We start from the raw sequence: 21,008 nt of genomic DNA on the forward strand, positions 1-21,008 counted from the left end.
CTGCCGTGCGGCGGTTTTACCGAACCTCAGCCCTCCAGCAGCACCAGATCGTCCCGGTGGACAACCTCCCGCTCGTACGCGGGTCCGAGCTCTCGCGCGAGCTCGCGGGTGGAGCGCCCCAGCAGCCTCGGGAGTTCCCTGGCGTCGAAGTTGACCAGGCCCCGGGCCACCGCGCGACCGTCCGCGGACCGCAGCTCCACGGGATCACCGGCGACGAACTCCCCTTCCACCGCGGCGATCCCGGCGGGCAGCAGCGAGCTGCCGCGCTCGGTGACCGCCCGCACCGCGCCGTCGTCGAGTACGAGGTGTCCCTGGGGGGTCGAGGCGTGCTGGAGCCACAGCAACCGGTCGGCGGAGCGGCGGCCCGTCGCGTGGAAGAGGGTGCCGGTGGTGCGCCCGGCGAGGGCGTCCGCGGCCTGGCTGGCGGAGGTGAGGACCACCGGGACTCCGGCCGCCGCCGCGATCCGGGCGGCCTCGACCTTGGTGACCATGCCGCCGGTGCCGACGCCCGCCTTGCCCGCGCTGCCGATCGAGACGTGGGCGACGTCCTCGGGGCCGCGTACTTCCTCGACGCGGGTGGTCCCGGGGAGCGACGGGTCGCCGTCGTAGAGGCCGTCGACGTCGGACAGCAGGACCAGCAGGTCGGCGCGGACCAGGTGGGCGACGAGGGCCGCCAACCGGTCGTTGTCGCCGAACCGGATCTCGTCCGTGGCCACGGTGTCGTTCTCGTTGACGACGGGCAGGGCGCCCATGACGAGGAGCTGGTCCAGGGTCCGGTAGGCGTTGCGGTAGTGGGCGCGCCGGCTGGTGTCGTCGCTGGTGAGCAGCACTTGGCCGACGCGGATGCCGTAGCGGGCGAAGGAGGCGGTGTAGCGGGCGACGAGCAGTCCCTGTCCGACGCTCGCGGCGGCCTGCTGGCGGGCCAGGTCCTTGGGCCGGCGGCGCAGTCCGAGGGGGGAGAGGCCGGCGGCGATGGCGCCGGAGGAGACGAGGACTATCTCCTTCTCGCCACCGCTGCGGGCCTTGGCCAGGACGTCGACCAGCGCGTCCACCCGGTCGGCGTCGAGTCCGCCCGCCGCGGTGGTCAGCGAGGAGGAGCCGACTTTGACGACGATCCTGCGCGCGTCCACGACGCTCTGCCTAGCCGCTGACACGTCTTCCCCTTGCCCCTTGCCTGCCTGATCCTTGCGCCCTCAATCTACGGGGTGGCCGGAGGGCGCCGCGCGGCGGTTTCAGAGCGTGGACGAGCTGTGGGCCGGGTCCTGACCGGTGGTGGCCGGGTCCTGCCCGGCCGCCGCCCGGGCCGCCCCGGGGACGAGGATCTTGCGCGAGAGCAGGAAGGTGAACGGGATCGCCACCACGGCCGCGACCAGCGGGGCGATCCGGGTGTCCATCCCGGCCCAGGTGACGAGGGCGTAGAGGCCGACCGACTGGATCACGTAGTTGGTGACGTTGGTCAGCGGGAAGAGCGCGAACTTCTTCCAGGTCGGCCGGGTCCGGTAGGTGAAGTAGGTGTTCATGAAGAACGAGCCGACCATCGAGAGCAGGAAGGCCAGGGTGTACGCGGCGAAGTACGGCATCCACGGGTGCAGGAGCAGGTAGATGCCGAAGAAGGTGCCGGTGTTCACCCCGCCGACGAGGCCGAAGCGGAGGATCTGCCCGAGCTGCTCGCGCCGGGTGCCGGTGGTGCTGGTGGGGCTGCCGGTGCCGCTGGTGCCGTCCGTGCCTCGGGTGCCGTCGGCCGTCATCCCGCACTGCGCTCCACGATCACGGCCTCGCCGACGGCCTCGCTCACGGCCGCGGCCCTGGACCCGGCCCCGGCCTCGCTCACGGCCGCGCCTCGGGCGGTGCCGTCCCGCCCCGCGCCGTGTGCCTCCTTGACCAGGAAGTGCGGCCTGCGCTTGGTCTCGTAGTAGATGCGGCCGATGTACTCGCCGATCAGCCCCAGCATGATCATCTGTACGCCGCCCAGGCCCGTGATGAGCGCGACGAGGGTGACGTACCCGGGGGACTCGACGCCGTGGGTGATCGCCATCACGGTGATCCACAGCGCGTAGAGCCCGGTGAGGCCCACGAGGGACACGCCGAGCCAGATCCCGATCCGCAGCGGCCGGTTGTTGAAGGAGATCAGGCCGTCCATGGCGTAGTTCAGCAGGGAGCCGAACTTCCACTTCGTTTCGCCCGCCTCGCGCTGGGCGTTGCGGTAGTCGAAGTGGACGGTGTCGAAGCCGATCCAGGAGAAGAGCCCCTTGGAGAACCGGTTGTACTCCGGCAGCGACAGCAGGGCGTCGACGGCCGCGCGGGAGAGCAGCCGGAAGTCGCCGACGCCGTCGGTCAGCTCGACGTCGACCCAGCGGTTGACGCCGCGGTAGTAGAGCCGGCTGAGGGCGGAGCGGACCTTCTTGTCCCCCTCGCGGGTGCGCCGGGCGATGATCTGGTCGTGACCCTGCCGGTGGTAGTCGAGCATGGTGGCGATCAGCTCGGGCGGGTGCTGGAGATCGGCGTCCATGATCACCACGGCGTCGCCGGTGGCCTCGCGCAGGCCGGCGAGCATGCCGGCCTCCTTGCCGAAGTTCCGGCTGAAGGAGACATAGCGCGTCTGCTCGCCGTGCGCCTCGGCGATCTTGCGGAGCTTCTCCAGGGTCCCGTCGCGGCTGCCGTCGTCGACGTAACACACCTCATAGGTGACGGGCAGCGCGTCCAAGACCCTGCGGATCTCGACGTCGAAACTGTCGATGACTGCTTCTTCGTTGTAGCAAGGGACAACTACCGACAGCTTGGTCATGAACACTTCCTGCTGGGTCCGAACGGGTGATTGTCGGCGACCGGACCCGCCACACACCTCTTCCTTAGAAGTATGCACGGCCGGGACCGGCCTGCCGGAGTCTGGCGTGACACACGGTAGCTTTGACGGGCGGGGGGTCCCCTCGGACGGAGTCCGGGGGCGGAATGGAACAAAGGGATCGAGGTGCACGTGCCTGACGTCTCCGTGGTCGTCATCGTCTATAACGACGCAGAGCGTCTGTCGACAGCCGTCCAGTCGGTTTTGGACCAGACCCTTCACGGGGTCGAAGTCGTGATCGTGGACGACTGCAGCAAGGACCGGTCCTACGCGGTCGCCCAGGAACTGGAAGCAGCGCATCCGGGCAGGGTGCGGGCCTTTAGCCTGCCGGAGAACAGCGGCGGCTGCGGCGCGCCGCGCAACCACGGCATCCGGCAGGCCACCGGCACGTACGTCATGTTCCTGGACAGCGACGACGTGCTGGAACGCAACGCCTGCCGCAACATGCTGGCCGCGGCCGAGCGGACGGGCTCCGACCTGGTCTCCGGCATGTGCGTCCGCGTGCACCTGGACAACCGGTGGGGCAAGACCACCGAGTGGTACCCCTGGATCTACTCGCGCACCCGCACGCTGGAGTCGATCACCGAGTACCCGGACCTGCTGGTGTACGACACCCTCTCCACGAACAAGTGCTACCGGCGCTCGTTCCTGCTGGAGCAGGGCCTGGAGTTCCCGGTCGGCATCCACTACGAGGACCTGCTCTTCTCCGCGCAGGCGTACGTCGCCGCGCGCCGCATCACGCTGATCCCCAACCACGTCTACTTCTGGAACGTGGTCGAGAAGGCGGCGGCGAAGTCGATCAGCAACCGGCGCCACGAGATCGCCAACTTCGTCCACCGGATGGAGATCCACCGGCGTGTCGACGAACTGCTGGCCTCCAAGGGCCACACCGACATCAAAACCGCCAAGGACGCCAAGTTCCTCAAGCACGACCTGGTGCTGCACCTGCGCGACCTGCCCCTGCTGGGCGACGCGTACCGCCAGGAGTTCGCCCGCCTGGCCAACGGCTACCTGGCCGGCATCGACCCGGCCGCGTACGACAGCGTCAACCACCTCCAGGCCATCTGCGCCTACCTGCTCGGCAAGGAGGACTGGGACAACCTGCTCCTGGCCGCGGACGCCATGACCAACAAGGGGCGCCTCACGTCCCCGCTGGCCGAACGCGACGGCCGCGTCTACTGGTGTGCCGGCCACCTCGACGACGCCGAGGGCCGCCGGATACTGGACGTCACCGAGCAGGGCTTCCACACCACCGCGCTCCCCTCGCTGTCCCTGGGCAACCGGCTCACCTCGTACGAGGACGACGGGCGCGGCACGGTGACGCTGTCCGGCGCCGTCGTCAACCCGCTCGGCCGCATCCAGGAGGGGCAGGAGCTCAAGGCCACCCTCGAATTCCGGGCCCGTCGCCAGATCGGCGTGCGCTCGTTCGCCTTCCCGGCGACGACCGTGCGCCACGCGGGTGACACGATCGAGTGGACCGCGACCGCCGATGTCGCGGGCACCGTCCGCCCGTTGGGCATCATCGACGCCGTCTGGGACGTCCGGCTGAAGCTGACGGCCGGCACCGAGCGGATCACCACCCGCGTCTCGGTCGGCGGGGTCGATCTGGAATCGGCGGCCCGGCTGCGCGTGCGGCCCCGGCTGACCCGGCTGGTCTCCGACCGCTTCGAGCCGGAGGTGACCAAGAAGGGAAACCTCTCCTACGTCCTGACCGCCGAGGGCGCCGCCGCCGTACGCACCCGGACGCTGATCGACAGCGCGATGCACGGCAAGGCCGCCGGCGTGGTCAAGCGCGGTCTGCGCAAGGCCCTGCGGGCCCGCCGCAACATCGGCTCGGGCGAGCAGAAGGTGAAGGTCTACCACGAGGTCTTCTCGAAGCTGCCGCTCAAGAAGGGCACCGTCGTCTTCGAGAGCCACATGGGCAAGCAGTACAGCGACAGCCCGAAGGCGATCTACGAGGAGATGGTCCGCCAGGGCGTGCCGTTCGAGGCGATCTGGTCCTACGCGGGCGCCAAGCCCACCGGCTTCCCCAAGGAGGCCACGCTGGTGCGCCGTTGGAGCTGGCCGTACCTGCGGGCGCTGGCCCAGGCCGAGTTCTGGGTCGACAACCAGGGCTTCCCGCTGGCGCTGACCAAGCGCGCGGGCACCACGTACATCCAGACCTGGCACGGCTCGGCGCTCAAGCGGATGGGCTTCCACGAGCCCCGCACCAAGGCCCAGGGCAAGGCCGGCCAGGACCGCTTCCAGGCGGCCGTGGACCGCTTCGACCACTTCCTGATCCGCTCCGAGCACGACGCCCGGACCCTCGCCAAGGGCTTCCGGCTGCGCGACGAGGTGCTGATGCGCAGCGGCTACCCGCGCAACGACGCCCTGGTCGAGGCGCACGGCGCCGAGGTGGAGAGCGGGGAGCGGGTCCGCGGGCCGCTCGCCACGGATCTCGGCATCGACCCGGACAAGCGGGTGCTGCTGTACGCGCCGACCTTCCGGGCGGCCGCCGACGGCGCGGTGGAGAACTTCGTCTTCCCCTTCGACGTGGAGGAGTTCGCGGACCGGTTGGGTGACCGTTTCGTCCTGCTGGTGCGCACGCACTACCTGAACAGCGTCTCGCTGCCGCCGTCGGTCGCGGGCCGCGTGATCGACGTCTCCCGGCACCACGACATCACCCCGCTGCTGGCGCTCGCCGACGGCCTGATCACCGACTACTCGTCGGTGATGTTCGACTACGCGGTCCTGGACCGGCCGATGATGTTCTTCGCCTACGACTACGAGGCGTACGCGACGGACATCCGCGGCACCTACTTCGACCTCAAGGAGAAGGCGCCGGGGCCGGTCGTGGCCACCGCCGACGAGCTGATGCAGGCCGTCTCCGCCTTCGACGAGGCCGATGCCAAGTACGCGGAGGCGCGCCGGCGCTTCCTCACCGAGTTCGGCGAGTACGACCGCGGGGACGCCGCCCGCCAGATCGTCGAGAAGTTCTTCACCAGGAGCGGCAAGTGAGCCAGCAGAGCGCCGCCGAACCGGCCGTCGCGCCCGCGCCGGACGGACGTGACATCTTCCTCGTCTCCAACAGCGTGGACGAGCTCGGCGGTGTGACCACTTGGTCGCACCAGATGGCCCGGCTCTTCACCGACCGCGGGCACCGGGTGCACGTCATCGGCATCGCGCCGGTCGAGGAGGAGCTGCGGCAGAAGTTCCCGCAGGACCTCCCGTACGAGACGACGACCCTGTACGCGACCCGTCCGCCGGGCGCGCGCAGGCTGACCGGCATCAAGGGTCGGCTCAACGCCCCCGAACGGCGCCGCCAGGCGGCCCGCCGCGCGGGGATGCGGGCCAAGGCCGAGACGCTGAACTCCCTGTTCCGCGCCGCCCGCCCGGGCGCGGTGGTCATCGTCACGCAGGTGTGGGCGATGGAGTGGGTGGCGCTCGCCGACACCAAGGGGCTCACCCTCATCGGCATGAGCCACGAGTCGTACGAGGCGAGCCAGAAGTCCTCCCGGGGCGAGCGGGTGCGCCGCTTCTTCAAGGACGCCGACCGGCTGCTGGTGCTGACGCCCGAGGACGCGGACCTCTGGATCCGGGCGGGCGTGCAGAACGTGGACAGCATGCCGAACCCGTTGCCGTTCATGCCGGACTCCCCCGCCCCGCGCACCGAGAAGGTCGTCGCGAGCGTCGGCCGCCTCGCGTTCGAGAAGGGCATGGACCTGCTCCTCGACGCCTGGGCGGACGCGGCTCCGCGCCACCCCGACTGGGTCTTGCGGATCTACGGTGCGGGCGTGGAGGAGCCCAAGCTGCGGGCGCACGCCGGCGACCTGGGCATCGAGGATTCCGTGCGGTGGATGGGCAGTACCGACGACGTGCTGGGCGCGCTGCGCGGGGCTTCGGTCTTCGCGCAGGCGTCGCGGGCCGAGGGTTTCCCCATCACGCTGCTGGAGGCGATGGCCGCGGGCCTGCCGGTGGTCGCGTTCGACTGCGCGCCCGGCGTGCGGGAGATCGTGCGGCACGGTGAGGACGGGCTGCTGGCCCGGCTCGGCAACACGATGGAGCTGGCGGGGCACCTGGACGTGCTGATGACGGACGGTGGGCTGCGCGACCGGCTGGGCGACACCGCGTTCCGCGACGTCCGCCGCTACTCCAGCGCCGAGATCACCGACCGCTGGGAGGAGCTGTTCTCCTTCCTGGAGCGCTGACCTCCTCGCGCGTCGACGAAGCCGCCCGCCCCGGAGCTGATCCGGGGCGGGCGGCTTCGTACGTACGACCGGTACGCGGGGGACTAGCGGCCCACGTGCTCCACGGCGCCGACGCGGTTGGCCTCCCAGCCCGCCCAGGCCGAGGTGATCATCTCGCGGACGTCGTGCTTGGCCTTCCAGCCCAGCTCGGCGGCGATCTTGTCGGCGGAGGCCACGACCTTCGCCGGGTCACCGGGGCGGCGCGGGGTGACCACGGGGGCCAGGTCGTGCCCGGTGTGGGCATTCATCAGCTCGACCATCTCGCGGACGGAGACGCCCTCGCCGCGGCCGATGTTGACGGTGAGGTCCTGGTACTGGCCCTGCGCGCCCCACTCGGCGAGCTTGCGGGCGGCCACCACGTGGGCGTCCGCGAGGTCCTCGACGTGGATGTAGTCGCGGATGCAGGTGCCGTCGGGGGTCGGGTAGTCGTCGCCGAAGATCCGCGCGCCCTCTCCGGCGCTGTAGCGCTCGAAGACCATCGGGACGAGGTTGAAGACGCCGGTGTCGGCGAGCTCGGGCGTGGCGGCGCCCGCCACGTTGAAGTAGCGCAGGCAGGCGGTGGAGATGCCGTGCGCCTTGCCGGCGGCGCGGACCAGCCACTCGCCGGCCAGCTTGGTCTCGCCGTACGGGCTCAGCGGCAGGCACGGGGTGTCCTCGGTGACGAGGTCGACGTCCGGCATGCCGTAGACGGAGGCGGAGGAGGAGAACAGGAAGTTGCGGATGCCGGCGGCGGCCACGGCCTGCAGCAGGACCGTCAGGCCCTGCACGTTCTCGTGGTAGTAGTACAGCGGCTTCTCGACGGACTCGCCGACCTGCTTCTTGCCCGCGAGGTGCACCACGCCGGTGATCTCGTGCTGCGCGATGGTCTCGTCGAGGGTCAGCCGGTCCAGGACCGAGCCGATCACCAGCGGCACGCCCTCCGGGACACGGCTCTCGTCGCCCGTGGAGAGGTCGTCCAGGACGACGACCTCCTCGCCGGCGAGGAGCATCGCGCGGACGACGTGCGCGCCGATGTACCCGGCGCCACCGGTGATCAGAAATGTCATGCCTAGTCTCCCGAGTCCTGTCAGTCCTGTGGGTCTTGCTCTGTCCCGGCGGCGGAGGTCATCCGGCCCTCAGCCCGACCGCGGTGCCGCCTTGGCCCTGGCCCGGCCGAGCCGGTTGCGGACGAAGCTCAGCGCACCCGCCGCCCCCGGCGCGAGCCGGACCGCCAGCGAACCGCCGGCCGTACGGTACGGCTGCGCCAACAGAACACCGTACCGGCTACTGGGCAGGGCGCGTCGGCGCAGCAGGTCGTCGAGGGGGCGCGGGGAGGTGACCAGGGAGCTGCCGTCGGCACACTCCACGTCAATCTGCACGCCCCACGCCTGCATCCCGCGCCGGCCCTGCCGCCGCCCGGCCTCCGCCAGCGTGGAGAGGTGGAACGGCACGTCACAGACCCAGCCGTCGCCGTCCTCCGCCGGGCGCAGCTCCACCGGCGCCCCGTGTACGGGTTCCCCGCCCGAACGCGGCACGAACAGCGGCCGGGCGGTGCGCGGGCCGGCCGCGGCGAGCCTCCCGTACAGGTCGCGCACCCGCAGGCGCAGCGACGCGACACCCGCCGCCCGGGCGTCGATGGTGACGGGCAGTCCCTCGGTCGGCAGTTCCGCGAGCCGGTCCAGCTCCACCGGAAGCTCCTCGCTCCACACCGGCGTCCCGTCGGGGGCGGTGGCGTAGGGGGGCTCCAGGCGCGGGGGTTCGGCGGCGAAGCGGGCGAGCCGCGCGAGGTCGCCGGGCGGGGTCGCGGTGGCCCGCAGGACCCGTACGATCCACCGCGCGTGCGCCCCGGCGGCCTCGATGTCGGCGTCGGCGAAGCCGGCCAGGTAGTCCCGTGTCAGGGTCCACCAGGCGGCCTGGTACTCGGGGTCCCGGCCGATCTCGCGCAGGTACATGCGCAGGTCGTACTCCAGGAACTTGACCTGGCAGGCGTGCCCCAGCTCCGGCGAGGACTCGGCCAGGATCCGCGAGGCGGTGCGGTGGGCCTCGATGCGCGAACGCCAGTTGCCGACGTCCTTGCGGTCGAGGGAGATCGACACCCGCGCGGCGTCGCGGCGCACGTGCCAGACGTAGACGAGGTCGTCGATCACCGCGACGCGGGGCTCGGCGGCCAGCACGCGGGCGGTGAAGACGAAGTCCTCGTAGCGGAACCGGCCGTCGGGGAACCGGATCGCGTGCGCGTCCAGGAAGGCGCGCTCGTAGAGCTTGTTGACGCACAGGGTGTCGCGGACCAGCTCGGGCCGTTCCGCGGGCCGTTCGATCACGTCACCGGGGGTGTAGAGCCCCGGCACCCACGGCACGTCCTGGTACTGCGGCAGTTCACGCCGCACGCACGCGCCCACGGTCACCGGCGTCTTGTGTTCCCGCGCGGCGCTCACCAGGGCGTCGGCCGCACCGGGCGGCAGGACGTCGTCGCTGTCGAGGAAGAGGACGTACGGGGCGGTCGCGGCCGCGATCCCGTCGTTGCGCGGGGTCCCGCAGCCGCCGCTGTTCTCGGTCCGGTGCAGGACCTTCACCCGGGGGTGCAGGGCCGCCAGCTCGTCCAACACCCTCGCGGTGTCGTCGGAGGAGGCGTCGTCGACGGCGACGACCTCGGCGACCACCGGGCCCTGGGCGAGAGCCGAGGTAACGGCCTCGCCCACGAGCCCGGCGTCGTTGTACGCGATCACCACGACGGATACGGTGGCGGCATTGGTGCTGGTCACCCAGTGAATGCTAGGCGACGCGGGTAAAGGTCACCCCAACCGGACCGGTCACCCCTCGGGCGGGCGTCAGAACGGGCGGAACTCGTCGTACTCCTGCTGCGCCGCGTCACCGCGCTTGGCGTCCCGCTCCTTGCGGCGCTGCGTGGCCGGACGCGGGGCCTCCATGCGGTGGTCCTCGCCACGACGACCCAGCATTTCGGCGCCGGCCATCATGGTCGGCTCCCAGTCGAAGACGACGGCGTTCTCGTCGGAGCCGATGGCCACGCCGTCACCGGCGCGGGCGCCGGCCTTCTTGAGCGCGTCCTCGACACCGAGGCGGCTGAGCCGGTCGGCGAGGTAGCCGACGGCCTCGTCGTTGTTGAAGTCGGTCTGGCGGACCCAGCGTTCGGGCTTCTCGCCGCGCACGTTGTAGACGTCCTCGACCTCGTCGTACGTGACGGTGAAGCCGGCGTCGTCCACGGCCTTCGGGCGGATGACGATGCGGGTCGCCTCCTCCTTCGGCTTGCGGGCGCGCGCCTTGGCGATGACCTCGGCGAGGAAGTAGGAGAGCTCCTTGAGGCCCGTACGGGCGACGGCGGAGACCTCGAAGACCTTGTAGCCGCGGGCCTCCAGGTCCGGGCGGACCATGTCGGCGAGCTCCTTGCCGTCCGGGATGTCGACCTTGTTGAGGACGACGAGCCGCGGGCGCTTCTCCAGTCCGCCGCCGTAGAGCTTGAGCTCTTCCTCGATGACGTCGAGGTCGGCGATCGGATCGCGGTCGGACTCCAGGGTGGCGGTGTCCAGTACGTGCACCAGCACCGAGCAGCGCTCGACGTGGCGCAGGAACTCCAGGCCCAGACCCTTGCCCTGGCTGGCGCCCGGGATCAGACCCGGGACGTCGGCGATGGTGTAGACGGTCGAGCCGGCCGTGACCACGCCCAGGTTCGGGACGAGGGTGGTGAAGGGGTAGTCCGCGATCTTCGGCTTGGCGGAGGACAGCACCGAGATCAGCGAGGACTTGCCGGCGCTCGGGAAGCCGACCAACGCCACGTCGGCGACGGTCTTGAGCTCCAGGACGATGTCGCCGGTGGTGCCGGGGACGCCGAGGAGCGCGAAGCCGGGTGCCTTGCGGCGCGCGGAGGAGAGCGCGGCGTTGCCGAGGCCGCCGCGACCGCCCTCGGCGGCGACGTACGTGGTGCCCTGGCCGACGAGGTCGGCGAGGACGTTGCCCTCCTTGTCGAGGACGACGGTGCCGTCCGGCACGGGCAGGACGAGGTCCTGGCCGTCCTTGCCGGAGCGGTTGCCGCCCTCGCCGGGCTTGCCGTTGGTGGCCTTGCGGTGGGGGCTGTGGTGGTAGTCGAGCAGGGTCGTGATCGCCTGCTCCACCACGAGGATGACGTCGCCGCCACGGCCGCCGTTGCCGCCGTCGGGGCCGCCGAGCGGCTTGAACTTCTCCCGGTGAACGGAGGCGCAGCCGTGGCCCCCGTTACCCGCGGCGACGTGCAGCTCGACGCGGTCCACGAAGGTGGTCATGGGTGTTCCTCCAGATACATACGGGAAATGTCCCGGGCAGTCCGCATTGCTACCACTGCCCATTAAACGTGGTCTATATGACCAACGCGCCGAGGGCGGACCTCTCTTCCCGGCTCACGCCGGGAAGAGCTGAGATCCGCCCTCGGGAAGTTACGAACGCCTGTTCAGCAGTGCTGAGATCAGGCGGCCGGAACGATGTTGACGACCTTGCGGCCACGGTGCGTGCCGAACTGCACGGCACCCGGCAGCAGGGCGAACAGCGTGTCGTCGCCACCACGACCGACACCCGAACCCGGGTGGAAGTGGGTGCCGCGCTGGCGGACGAGGATCTCACCGGCGGAAACGACCTGACCGCCGAAGCGCTTCACGCCGAGCCGCTGGGCATTGGAGTCGCGCCCGTTCCGGGTGGACGATGCGCCCTTCTTGTGTGCCATGTCTCAGTCCCTCTTACTTCGCAGCCGTGGGGATACCGGTGACCTTGATCGCCGTGTACTGCTGGCGGTGACCCTGGCGACGGCGGTAGCCGGTCTTGTTCTTGTAGCGCAGGATGTCGATCTTGGCGCCCTTGTGGTGGTCCACGATCTCGGCCTGAACCTTGATCCCGGCCAGCACCCACGGGTCGCTGGTCACGGCGTCGCCGTCGACAACGAGCAGGGTCGAGAGCTCGACCGTGTCGCCAACCTTGGCAGTGGAAATCTTGTCAACCTCAACGATGTCACCAACAGCAACCTTGTGCTGGCGACCACCGCTGCGCACGATGGCGTACACGCGGATCTCTCTCTCACTCGGGACGGATGCTCCTGAAGCCAGCCGCCCACATGGGCCGGGGCCCACGGTGATCCGGATTGGACGAGCGGCCTCTCCCGCGCGGCGCAAGGCGCAGCGACTGGGAGGAAGGTGCTCAGGAGCGCGACGCGCACTAGACGTACAAATCATCTAGGACATGCCGACGGTCTAGGTTACGGGCCTGGTTCCAGGGGGTCAAACCGGCTCCGCAAGGCCGTGGGGCCCGCCGGACGGCGGGGCCCACGGTCGTACGACGGATCAGCCTTCGGCGGGAGCCGAGACCGACGGCGGCGTCTGCTGCTCGGCCGCCGCGGTCTTCTTCGTCGCCCGCTTGGCCGGGGCCTTCTTGGCCGCCGTGGTGGCCGTGGTGGCCTTCTTGGCGGCCGTCTTCTTCGCGGTGGCGGTCTTGGTGGCCGCCGCCTTCTTGGCCGGGGCCTTCTTCGCCGGGGCCTTCTTCGCCGCGGTGGTGGTCGCCTTCTTGGCGGCGGTCTTGCGGACCGCCTTCTTGGCGACGACCGGAGCGTCTTCCCCGGCCTCCGCCGCGGGCTGCTCCGCTTCCGCCGGCGCCTCGGCCGGGGCCTGCGGCTGCGGCTCCGCCGACGGCGTCTCGACGACCAGGACGGCCGCCTCGGCCGCGCCCGCCGGGGAACCGGCCGGGGCGGTGGCCTTACGGGTCGCACGGCGACGCGGACGGGCCGGAGCGGCCTCGGCCACGGGCTGGGCCGGGGCCTCCTCCGGGGCGGCCGGCGCGGGCTCCGGCTCCGGCTCGACGACGGCCTCCACCACGGGGGCCGGCTCGGCCGCGGCCTCGACCACGATCTCCGGCTCGGCCGAAGCGGCCGGGGCACCCGCCGGGGCGGTCGCCTTACGGGTCGCACGGCGACGCGTACGGCCCTTCGGGGCCTCCTCCACCGGCGTGGCCACGATCGTCTCGGCGGCCTCCACGGCCTCCTCGACGACCTCCGCGGCCGGCTCCAGCACGGTGTCGGCCGGGGCCAGGACCGGCTCCTCCTCGATGACCGGGCTCACCGGGACGACCGGGGCCACCGGAGCGACCTCGGCCGGGGTCTGCCCCGGCGCGGCGGTCGCACCGCGCGGGGCGCCCGCCGGAGCGGTCGCCTTACGGGTGGCACGGCGACGGTTGCGGCGGCTGCTGACACCCGCGGCGGCCTCCGCCTCGGCCGGGCTGCTGTAGAGCTCCTCGCCCGCGACGAACGCCGGCTCGGGCAGTGCACGCGGCGCCGCGACCTCGGCCGCGACCTCCGCCTCCGTCTCGGCCTCGTACTCCTCGGCGTCGACGGTCTCGACCGTGTCCAGGGCCTCGATCTCGTGGTCGTGCTCGTGACCGCGGCCGGCACGACGCTTGGAGCGCTTGCCGTTGCCACCGCCGCCCGCCGCGGTCGGGATGTCCATGTGCACGATGACACCGCGGCCGTTGCAGTGGACACAGGTCTCGGAGAAGGACTCCAGCAGGCCCTGACCGACCCGCTTGCGGGTCATCTGCACCAGACCCAGCGAGGTGACCTCGGCCACCTGGTGCTTGGTCCGGTCCCGGCCCAGGCACTCCAGCATGCGGCGCAGCACCAGGTCCCGGTTGGACTCCAGCACCATGTCGATGAAGTCGATGACGACGATGCCGCCCAGGTCGCGCAGCCGCAGCTGGCGCACGATCTCCTCGGCCGCCTCCAGGTTGTTCCTGGTGACGGTCTCCTCCAGGTTGCCGCCCTGACCGGTGAACTTGCCGGTGTTGACGTCGATGACGATCATCGCCTCGGTCTTGTCGATCACGAGGGAACCGCCCGAGGGCAGCCACACCTTGCGGTCGAGCGCCTTGGCGAGCTGCTCGTCGATCCGGTACGTCGCGAAGACGTCCACCTCGGAGGTCCAGCGCGACAGCCGGTCCGCGAGGTCCGGCGCCACGTGGGACACGTAGCCGTGGATGGTCTCCCACGCCTGGTCACCGCTGACGATGACCTTCGAGAAGTCCTCGTTGAAGATGTCGCGCACGACCCGGACGGTCATGTCCGGCTCGCCGTACAGCAGGCTCGGCGAAGACGTCGTGATCTGCTTCGACTTCTTCTGGATGTCCTCCCACTGGCCCTGCAGACGCTCGACGTCACGGCGCAGCTCGTCCTCGCTCGCGCCCTCGGCGGCGGTGCGCACGATGACGCCCGCGTCCTCGGGGACGATCTTCTTGAGGATGGTCTTCAGCCGCGCGCGCTCGGTGTCGGGCAGCTTGCGGCTGATGCCGGTCATCGAGCCCTCGGGCACGTAGACCAGGTACCGGCCGGGCAGCGAGACCTGGCTGGTCAGGCGAGCGCCCTTGTGGCCGATCGGGTCCTTGGTGACCTGCACCAGGACCGACTGGCCGGACTTGAGGGCGGACTCGATGCGGCGCGGGCCGTTGGCCATGCCCAGCGCTTCGAAATTGACCTCGCCGGCGTACAGGACGGCGTTGCGGCCCTTGCCGATGTCGATGAAGGCGGCCTCCATCGACGGCAGCACGTTCTGGACCTTGCCCAGGTAGACGTTGCCGACGTACGAGGTGGCTTCTTCCTTGTTGACGTAGTGCTCGACGAGCACGTTGTCCTCAAGGACGCCGATCTGGGTGCGCTCGCCCGCCTGGCGGACGACCATCACGCGCTCGACGGCCTCACGGCGGGCCAGGAACTCGGCCTCGGTGATGATCGGGACACGACGACGGCCCTGCTCACGGCCCTCGCGGCGACGCTGCTTCTTCGCCTCGAGGCGGGTCGAACCCTTGATGGACTGGACCTCGTCCGACGGCTCGGCCTTCTCGCGGGCCGGGCGCGGCTCACGGACCTTGACGACGGTACGGACCCCGTCCTCCTCGGACGCCTCGACGTCCGTGCCGCTGTCACCGCTGCGACGGCGGCGACGCCGGCGACGACGGCTGGAGCTGGAGCCCAGGGCGCCGGACTCGTCGGCGTCGTCCTCATCCGCCTCCTCGTCGGCTTCCTGCTCGGCCGCCTCGGCCTCGGCGTCCTCATCGGCGGACTCGTCCAGGTCGGCGGCCTCACCGCGGCGACGGCGACGGCCACCACGACGGCGGCGACGCGACGGGCGCTCGCCGTCGCCCTCCTCGTCGTCGAGGTCGGCGGCCTCTGCCTCCGCCTCGGACTCCTCGGCCTCGTGGAGCTCTACGTCGGCCAGCGAGACGGGGGCGGACGCGGCGGGGGCGGCGGGGGCCGACTCGGCGGCGGGAGCGGTCTCGACCGCGCCACGGCCGCGGCGGCGACGACGGCCGGCCGGCTGCGCGGCGGGGGCCGCGGCGGCCGGGGCCTCGACCTCTGCCTCGTCCTCCTCCTCGGCTTCCTCGGCCCGCGAGGCGGCGGCAGCGGCCGCGGCGGCCATGGCGGCGGTCTCCGGGGTCTGGAACATCGGCTCGGCGAACACCGGCGCCTGGAACACGGCCACGGCGGGACGGGCGGCGCGGCGGGCGCCACGCGACGGGGCCGCGGCGGCGGGCGCCTCGGGCTCGGCGGCGGCGGGCTTCGCGGTAGCGGCGGGCTGCGCGGGGGCGGCCGGCGCGGCGGAGCGGGTGGCGCGGCGGCGTCCGCCGCGCTTCGGGGAGTCGACGGCGTCCGCGACGGTGACGGTGGCCTTGGCGGCGACCGGCTCCTCCACGGCGGGCGCGGGGGCGGCGGCGGCCTCGGCGGCCGGGGCCTCCGGGGTGGACACGGCGCGGGTCGCCCTGCGGCGGGCACGCGGCGCGGGAGCGGCCTGCTCCTCCACGACGGGCTCCTCCACGACGGGCGCGGCTTCCGCGGCCGGAACCTCGGGGGCCGTCACGGCGCGGGTCGCCCTGCGACGGGCACGCGGCGCGGGAGCGGCCGACTCCTCCGCCACGGGAACCTCTGCGGCGGCAGCGGCGGCGGAGGCCGGAGCCTCGACCACCACCTCCGCCACCGTGTCGGCGACCGGGGCGGCCACGGCGCGGGTCGCGCGGCGGCGGGTACGGGCCGGGGCGGCGGCCGGAGCGGCCTCCTCGGCGGGAGCCGGTGCGCCCTCGGCGGCGGCCGGAGCGGCCTCGGCGGCAGCGGCACCGGGCGGCCCGGCGGGCCGGGACGCGGCACGACGACGCCTGCGCGGCGGCAGGCTGTCGCTCGGGGTTCCGCTGTCGGCGTTGCCGGCGGCGGTGGGGTTGGTGTTCTCGGTTTCGTTGTCGAGCATGCGGGCGGTTCTCCCGTCACGCTCCCGGGCGCCGCGGCTGACATCCGGTCCGGCACGGCTTCGCGCGAAGGGCGTGGAGCCGGCCTCCGGGGCGCGTTCGCCACACGGGAGCTCAGTTCGTGGCCGCCGGTTCCGTACGCGTTGTCGGTACGGCCTGGCGGAAGTCTTCAGGTCTATGCGCTGCCCGACCCGGTTGGCTCCCGGGTGCCAGGGCGGCGCGACGACGGCGTTCCTTACGCGGCGGGACCTTCCAGAGCCTTCGCGTCGGCCGCTACGGCGGCCGTGGGTGGGGCGGCCGTGTCGGCCTCGCGGTCGGGCGCGAGCGGGTCGGTCACCGTGCCGGACTCCTCGTCGAAGAGCCCCTGCGCCAGCCTGGTCACCGCTGCGGGGACCGGCGGCGCCAGGTCGGCCACAGCTCGGAGACCGGACAGGACGTCGTCGGGTCGCACGGCAGGTGTCAGATGCCGAACAACCAGCCGCAGTATCGCACAGGCATTGTCCAGTGGCCTATCAACCGGGGCGGGATGCGCTTCGAGGCTGACGACGGCACTTCGGGTGTCGAAGGTCCGCATGCCGTTCTTGGTTCGGCGCTGGACCTCGACGGTTTCGGCGGCGAGGAAGGCGGTCACGGCCCGCTCGGCGTCCGCGAGGTCCACGCCGTCCAGGCGCAGCTCCCACACGGAGGCCGTGAGCCGCTCGGCCAGCCCGGAGGTCCGGGCCTCGACGGCATCGACGATGTCGAGCCCGACCGGCATCGACTCGTCCAGCAGCTCGCGGAGCGTCGCGGGGTCGCGGGGCTCGGCGAGGGCGATCTCCAGGTACTCGGCCTCGCTGCCGGTGCCGGTGGGCGCGGCGTTCGCGTACGAGACCCGGGGATGCGGGGTGAAGCCCGCCGAGTACGCCATGGGTACCTCCGAGCGGCGCAGGGCCCGCTCGAAGGCACGCTGGAAGTCCCGGTGGCTGGTGAACCGGAGGCGTCCGCGCTTGGTGTAGCGCAGTCGGATGCGCTGCACCACCGGTGCGGGAGGCGGGCCTTCGGGCTGTCGCTTGCCCAGTGGTTCTTCTCCTTGTGCGGGGCTCCGCGGCTCGCGCGTCGCCCTGAGGTCCGTCGACCCGTCGCGGCTCACCCCCGCTTGGCGCGGCTCAGCGCGGCGGGGAGAACTCGGCGACGGGCGCCGCATCGGCGGCTGTCGTACTACTCAGAGTACGCGCCCGTGACCTCGCCGGTTCCCCGGGAGGAGTACCGAACAGCATCCGCCGCACCTCGGCCCGGGCCTCGCGCACCGCGGCACGGGCCGTGCGCCACACCCCGCGCAGCAGGTGCCCCACCGGCGTCAGCACGTACCGGTACACCTGGGAGAGCGGCCACCCCAGGAGCACCCACCCGACCCACCGCAGCCCGCGCCCGAGCACCCGCACCACCCGCGCCGACACCGCCCACGCCCAGGCGAGCACCTTCCCCACCGGTCGCAGCACGTACCGGTACAGCCGCACGCAGAGCCACGCGAGCCCATGCCCGAGCGGCACCAGCAGGTACCGCCACACGGCGAGCGCCGGGGGCCGCAGCAGGTACCGGTACACCGCCCGGGCGACGGGCGCGATCAGGTAGCCGTACAGGGCGCGCACCAGCGGCCCCAGCAGGTACCGCCACAACCCCACCCAAGGCCACACGAACAGCAACCTGAGCAAGAAGGAAACCACCTGGCCCAGCGCGCGCAGCACCGGCCCGAGGACGTACGTGTACAGGGGCCCCAGCAGGTGACGGTGGACGGCACGGGCGGCCCCGACCATCAGGTCCCACACCACCCGTACGGGCAGTACGACGAGTACCGCCACGATCTTCACGGGCACCACCAGGCACCCGCCCCCGCCACCCTGCCGCACTTCATGTTCCATACCGTCGGGGACGCCGAAACCCCCCGCACCGTTGCGCACGGCGACTGCTCAGTCGATGGATCCCGGCTCGGCCAGCCACCGGGTCCGCAGGTCGATGTGCTTGGCCAGCGTCTCGAAATCGCGGTCGTAGTGCAGCACGGTCAGCCGGTGCCGCGCGGCGGTGACCGCCAGTACCAGGTCGACGACTCCTGCCGAGCGCAAGCAGCCGGCCTCGGCCAGGATGCCCTGCGCGGACCGGACCCTCTCCCACACGTCATCCGGGATGTCGTGCCACACGTAGAGATCGGCGAACGCCCGCCGCATCTCGGCGTATTGGGTGGCGGAGCGGGCGGAGCACAGCGCCTCGGCCTCGGTCACCGCGCACATGCCGATCCGTCCCGCGGCAAGCGCGGGGCGCCAGACGGAGAACGGCCCTGGCAGCGTGATCCGGTGCGCGGCGGAGGTGTCGATCAGGAACGCCCCCTCGGTCAACTCCCCCACTATCCCCGCACCTCCCGCTTGAACCCGGCTTCCCGCCCCTTGTCGAAGGCGCCCTCCTCGTCGAGCTTGAGGAGCCGCTCCAGCGCCCGCTGCCGAAGGAGCCGTGCCCCTATTTCCGCCAGCGCAGCGTTGACCGTGTCCTTCTTCGTGGTCGTGCCGAGCGCTTCCGCGGCGAGCGCGAGCGCTTCCTCGTTGCTGTCGATCACGGTCTTGGCCATACGGCCACCTCCTGACACGAGCGCGGAGTATTCCAACCCACACCCTCATAGGATATACGCGACCGCCCTATGCGGAGACCTTTACGTACCGCTCCAATAAATATGCCCCCCACCGGATCCGGTGGGGGGCATATCGCGAAGCGCGAGTTCAGCTCACTTCACGACCGTCAGCGGGAGGAGCTTCTTGCCCGTCGGGCCGATCTGGATCTGGGTGTCCATCTGGGGACACACGCCGCAGTCGAAGCACGGGGTCCAGCGGCAGTCGTCGACCTCCGTCTCGTCGAGGGCGTCCTGCCAGTCCTCCCAGAGCCAGTCCTTGTCCAGGCCGGAGTCGAGGTGGTCCCAGGGGAGGACCTCCTCGTAGGTGCGCTCGCGGGTGGTGTACCAGGCGACGTCCACGCCGTACGCGGGCAGGGTCTTCTCCGCCGCCTGCATCCAGCGGTCGTAGGAGAAGTGCTCGCGCCAGCCGTCGAAGCGGCCGCCGGACTCGTAGACCGCGCGGATGACGTCGCCGATGCGGCGGTCGCCGCGCGAGAGGAGGCCCTCCACGATGCCGGGCTTGCCGTCGTGGTAGCGGAAGCCGATGGAGCGGCCGTACTTCTTGTCGCCGCGGATCTTGTCGCGGAGCTTCGCCAGGCGGGCGTCCGTCTCCTCCGCCGACAGCTGCGGGGCCCACTGGAAGGGGGTGTGCGGCTTCGGCACGAAGCCGCCGATCGACACCGTGCAGCGGATGTCGTTCTGGCCCGAGACCTCGCGGCCCTTGGCGATGACGTTGACCGCCATGTCGCCGATCTGGAGGACGTCCTCGTCGGTCTCGGTCGGGAGGCCGCACATGAAATACAGCTTCACCTGGCGCCAGCCGTTGCCGTACGCGGTGGCGACGGTGCGGATGAGGTCCTCTTCCGAGACCATCTTGTTGATGACCTTGCGCATCCGCTCGGAGCCGCCCTCGGGGGCGAAGGTGAGGCCGGAGCGGCGGCCGTTGCGGGTCAGCTCGTTGGCCAGGTCCACGTTGAACGCGTCCACGCGGGTCGACGGGAGGGACAGGCCCACCTTGTCGTCGGAGTAGCGGTCGGCCAGGCCCTTGGCGATGTCCGCGATCTCGGTGTGGTCCGCAGAGGACAGCGACAGGAGGCCGACCTCCTCGAAGCCGGTGGCCTTGAGACCCTTCTCCACCATCTCGCCGATGCCGGTGATGCTTCGCTCCCGCACGGGGCGCGTGATCATGCCGGCCTGGCAGAAACGGCAGCCGCGGGTGCAGCCGCGGAAGATCTCGACGGACATCCGCTCGTGGACGGTCTCGGCGAGCGGGACCAGCGGCTGCTTCGGGTACGGCCACTCGTCGAGGTCCATGACCGTGTGCTTGGAGACCCGGTACGGGACGCCCGACCGGTTCGGGGCGACGCGCGCGATGCGGCCGTCCGGCAGGTAGTCGACGTCGTAGAAACCGGGGACGTAGACCTGGCCGGTCTTGGCCAGCCGGAGGAGGACTTCCTCGCGGCCGCCCGGGCGGCCCTCGGCCTTCCAGGTCCGGATGATCTCGGTCATGTCGAGGACGGCCTGCTCGCCGTCGCCGATGATCGCGCAGTCGATGAACTCCGCGATCGGCTCGGGGTTGAAGGCCGCGTGGCCGCCGGCGAGCACGATGGGGTGGTCGACCGTACGGTTGCGGGCCTCCAGCGGGATGCCCGCGAGGTCCAGCGCCGTCAGCATGTTGGTGTAGCCGAGCTCGGTGGAGAAGGAGAGTCCGAAGACGTCGAAGTCACCGACGGGGCGGTGGGAGTCGACGGTGAACTGCGGGACCTTGTGCTCGCGCATCAGCTCTTCGAGGTCCGGCCACACGCTGTACGTGCGTTCGGCGAGCACGCCGTCCCGCTCGTTCAGCACCTCGTAGAGGATCATGACGCCCTGGTTGGGCAGACCGACCTCGTACGCGTCCGGGTACATCAGCGCCCAGCGGACGTCGCACTCGTCCCAGACCTTGACGGTGGAGTTGAGCTCACCACCGACGTACTGGATGGGCTTCTGCACATGCGGGAGCAGCGCTTCGAGCTGTGGGAAGACCGACTCGGACATCACGCGACTTTCGTGAAGCGGGCAGGGGGCGACTCTC

General features: G+C 71.4%; 16 protein-coding genes. 2 read left to right on the forward strand and 14 right to left on the reverse strand.

Features of this window, described 5'->3' with window-relative positions; genetic code table 11:
* Positions 1-26 precede the first annotated feature (26 nt).
* The 3 genes from proB to ABZ934_RS10070 form a co-directional block, all read right to left on the reverse strand.
* Positions 27-1,154, reverse strand: coding sequence for a glutamate 5-kinase (gene proB / locus ABZ934_RS10060; RefSeq protein WP_361310901.1), 1,128 nt, complete (start codon positions 1,152-1,154; stop codon positions 27-29).
* 78 nt (positions 1,155-1,232) lie between these two features.
* Entirely contained in the window at positions 1,233-1,748 is a 516-nt protein-coding gene (locus ABZ934_RS10065; RefSeq protein ID WP_361310904.1) for a GtrA family protein, read from the reverse strand.
* Positions 1,745-2,785, reverse strand: a complete 1,041-nt coding sequence (locus tag ABZ934_RS10070) for a glycosyltransferase family 2 protein (protein ID WP_361310906.1) — start codon at positions 2,783-2,785, stop codon at positions 1,745-1,747. Before ABZ934_RS10070 ends, ABZ934_RS10065 begins: the two co-directional genes overlap by 4 nt.
* A gap of 183 nt (positions 2,786-2,968) precedes the next feature.
* On the opposite strand from ABZ934_RS10070, the gene ABZ934_RS10075 reads away from it, so the two are divergent.
* Together ABZ934_RS10075 and ABZ934_RS10080 are read left to right on the forward strand one after the other, a co-directional pair.
* A complete protein-coding gene (locus ABZ934_RS10075) occupies positions 2,969-5,839 on the forward strand; it encodes a CDP-glycerol glycerophosphotransferase family protein (protein WP_361310909.1) in 2,871 nt (956 codons plus the stop codon).
* Positions 5,836-7,029 carry a glycosyltransferase gene (locus ABZ934_RS10080; protein ID WP_361310911.1) on the forward strand — a complete coding sequence of 398 codons (1,194 nt, stop codon included), beginning with the start codon at positions 5,836-5,838 and terminating at the stop codon, positions 7,027-7,029. The genes ABZ934_RS10075 and ABZ934_RS10080 overlap by 4 nt, the downstream gene beginning before the upstream one ends.
* Before the next feature lie 83 nt (positions 7,030-7,112).
* On the opposite strand, the gene galE is transcribed toward ABZ934_RS10080, so the two are convergent.
* The 11 genes from galE to ABZ934_RS10135 form a co-directional block, all read right to left on the reverse strand.
* Positions 7,113-8,114, reverse strand: a complete 1,002-nt coding sequence (gene galE / locus ABZ934_RS10085; protein ID WP_361310913.1) for a UDP-glucose 4-epimerase GalE — start codon at positions 8,112-8,114, stop codon at positions 7,113-7,115.
* A gap of 69 nt (positions 8,115-8,183) precedes the next feature.
* A complete protein-coding gene (locus ABZ934_RS10090; RefSeq protein WP_361310915.1) occupies positions 8,184-9,809 on the reverse strand; it encodes a glycosyltransferase family 2 protein in 1,626 nt (541 codons plus the stop codon).
* Between the two features lie 66 nt (positions 9,810-9,875).
* Entirely contained in the window at positions 9,876-11,321 is a 1,446-nt protein-coding gene (gene obgE, locus ABZ934_RS10095) for a GTPase ObgE (RefSeq protein WP_361310918.1), read from the reverse strand.
* 179 nt (positions 11,322-11,500) lie between these two features.
* Positions 11,501-11,755, reverse strand: a complete 255-nt coding sequence (gene rpmA, locus ABZ934_RS10100) for a 50S ribosomal protein L27 (RefSeq protein ID WP_361310920.1) — start codon at positions 11,753-11,755, stop codon at positions 11,501-11,503.
* A gap of 13 nt (positions 11,756-11,768) precedes the next feature.
* Positions 11,769-12,089: a 50S ribosomal protein L21 gene (gene rplU, locus ABZ934_RS10105; RefSeq protein ID WP_030159347.1), complete on the reverse strand. Its 321-nt coding sequence runs from the start codon at positions 12,087-12,089 to the stop codon at positions 11,769-11,771.
* Between the two features lie 276 nt (positions 12,090-12,365).
* Positions 12,366-16,301, reverse strand: coding sequence for an Rne/Rng family ribonuclease (locus ABZ934_RS10110; protein WP_361310922.1), 3,936 nt, complete (start codon positions 16,299-16,301; stop codon positions 12,366-12,368).
* A gap of 233 nt (positions 16,302-16,534) precedes the next feature.
* The gene (locus ABZ934_RS10115) at positions 16,535-17,314 is read right to left on the reverse strand and encodes a TIGR03936 family radical SAM-associated protein (protein ID WP_361311376.1); all 780 of its coding nucleotides are present in this window, start codon (positions 17,312-17,314) and stop codon (positions 16,535-16,537) included.
* Between the two features lie 130 nt (positions 17,315-17,444).
* On the reverse strand, positions 17,445-18,146 hold the full coding sequence (locus ABZ934_RS10120; RefSeq protein WP_361310925.1) for a hypothetical protein: 702 nt from the start codon (positions 18,144-18,146) through the stop codon (positions 17,445-17,447).
* 99 nt (positions 18,147-18,245) lie between these two features.
* Entirely contained in the window at positions 18,246-18,677 is a 432-nt protein-coding gene (locus ABZ934_RS10125) for a PIN domain nuclease (RefSeq protein WP_361310928.1), read from the reverse strand.
* Positions 18,677-18,895, reverse strand: a complete 219-nt coding sequence (locus tag ABZ934_RS10130) for a type II toxin-antitoxin system VapB family antitoxin (RefSeq protein ID WP_361310930.1) — start codon at positions 18,893-18,895, stop codon at positions 18,677-18,679. Before ABZ934_RS10130 ends, ABZ934_RS10125 begins: the two co-directional genes overlap by 1 nt.
* 153 nt (positions 18,896-19,048) lie before the next feature.
* On the reverse strand, positions 19,049-20,974 hold the full coding sequence (locus tag ABZ934_RS10135; protein WP_361310933.1) for a TIGR03960 family B12-binding radical SAM protein: 1,926 nt from the start codon (positions 20,972-20,974) through the stop codon (positions 19,049-19,051).
* Between the last annotated feature and the right edge of the window lie 34 nt (positions 20,975-21,008).

Origin of the sequence: Streptomyces sp. NPDC046557 (assembly GCF_040645975.1) — a bacterium.
GTDB lineage: Bacteria > Actinomycetota > Actinomycetes > Streptomycetales > Streptomycetaceae > Streptomyces.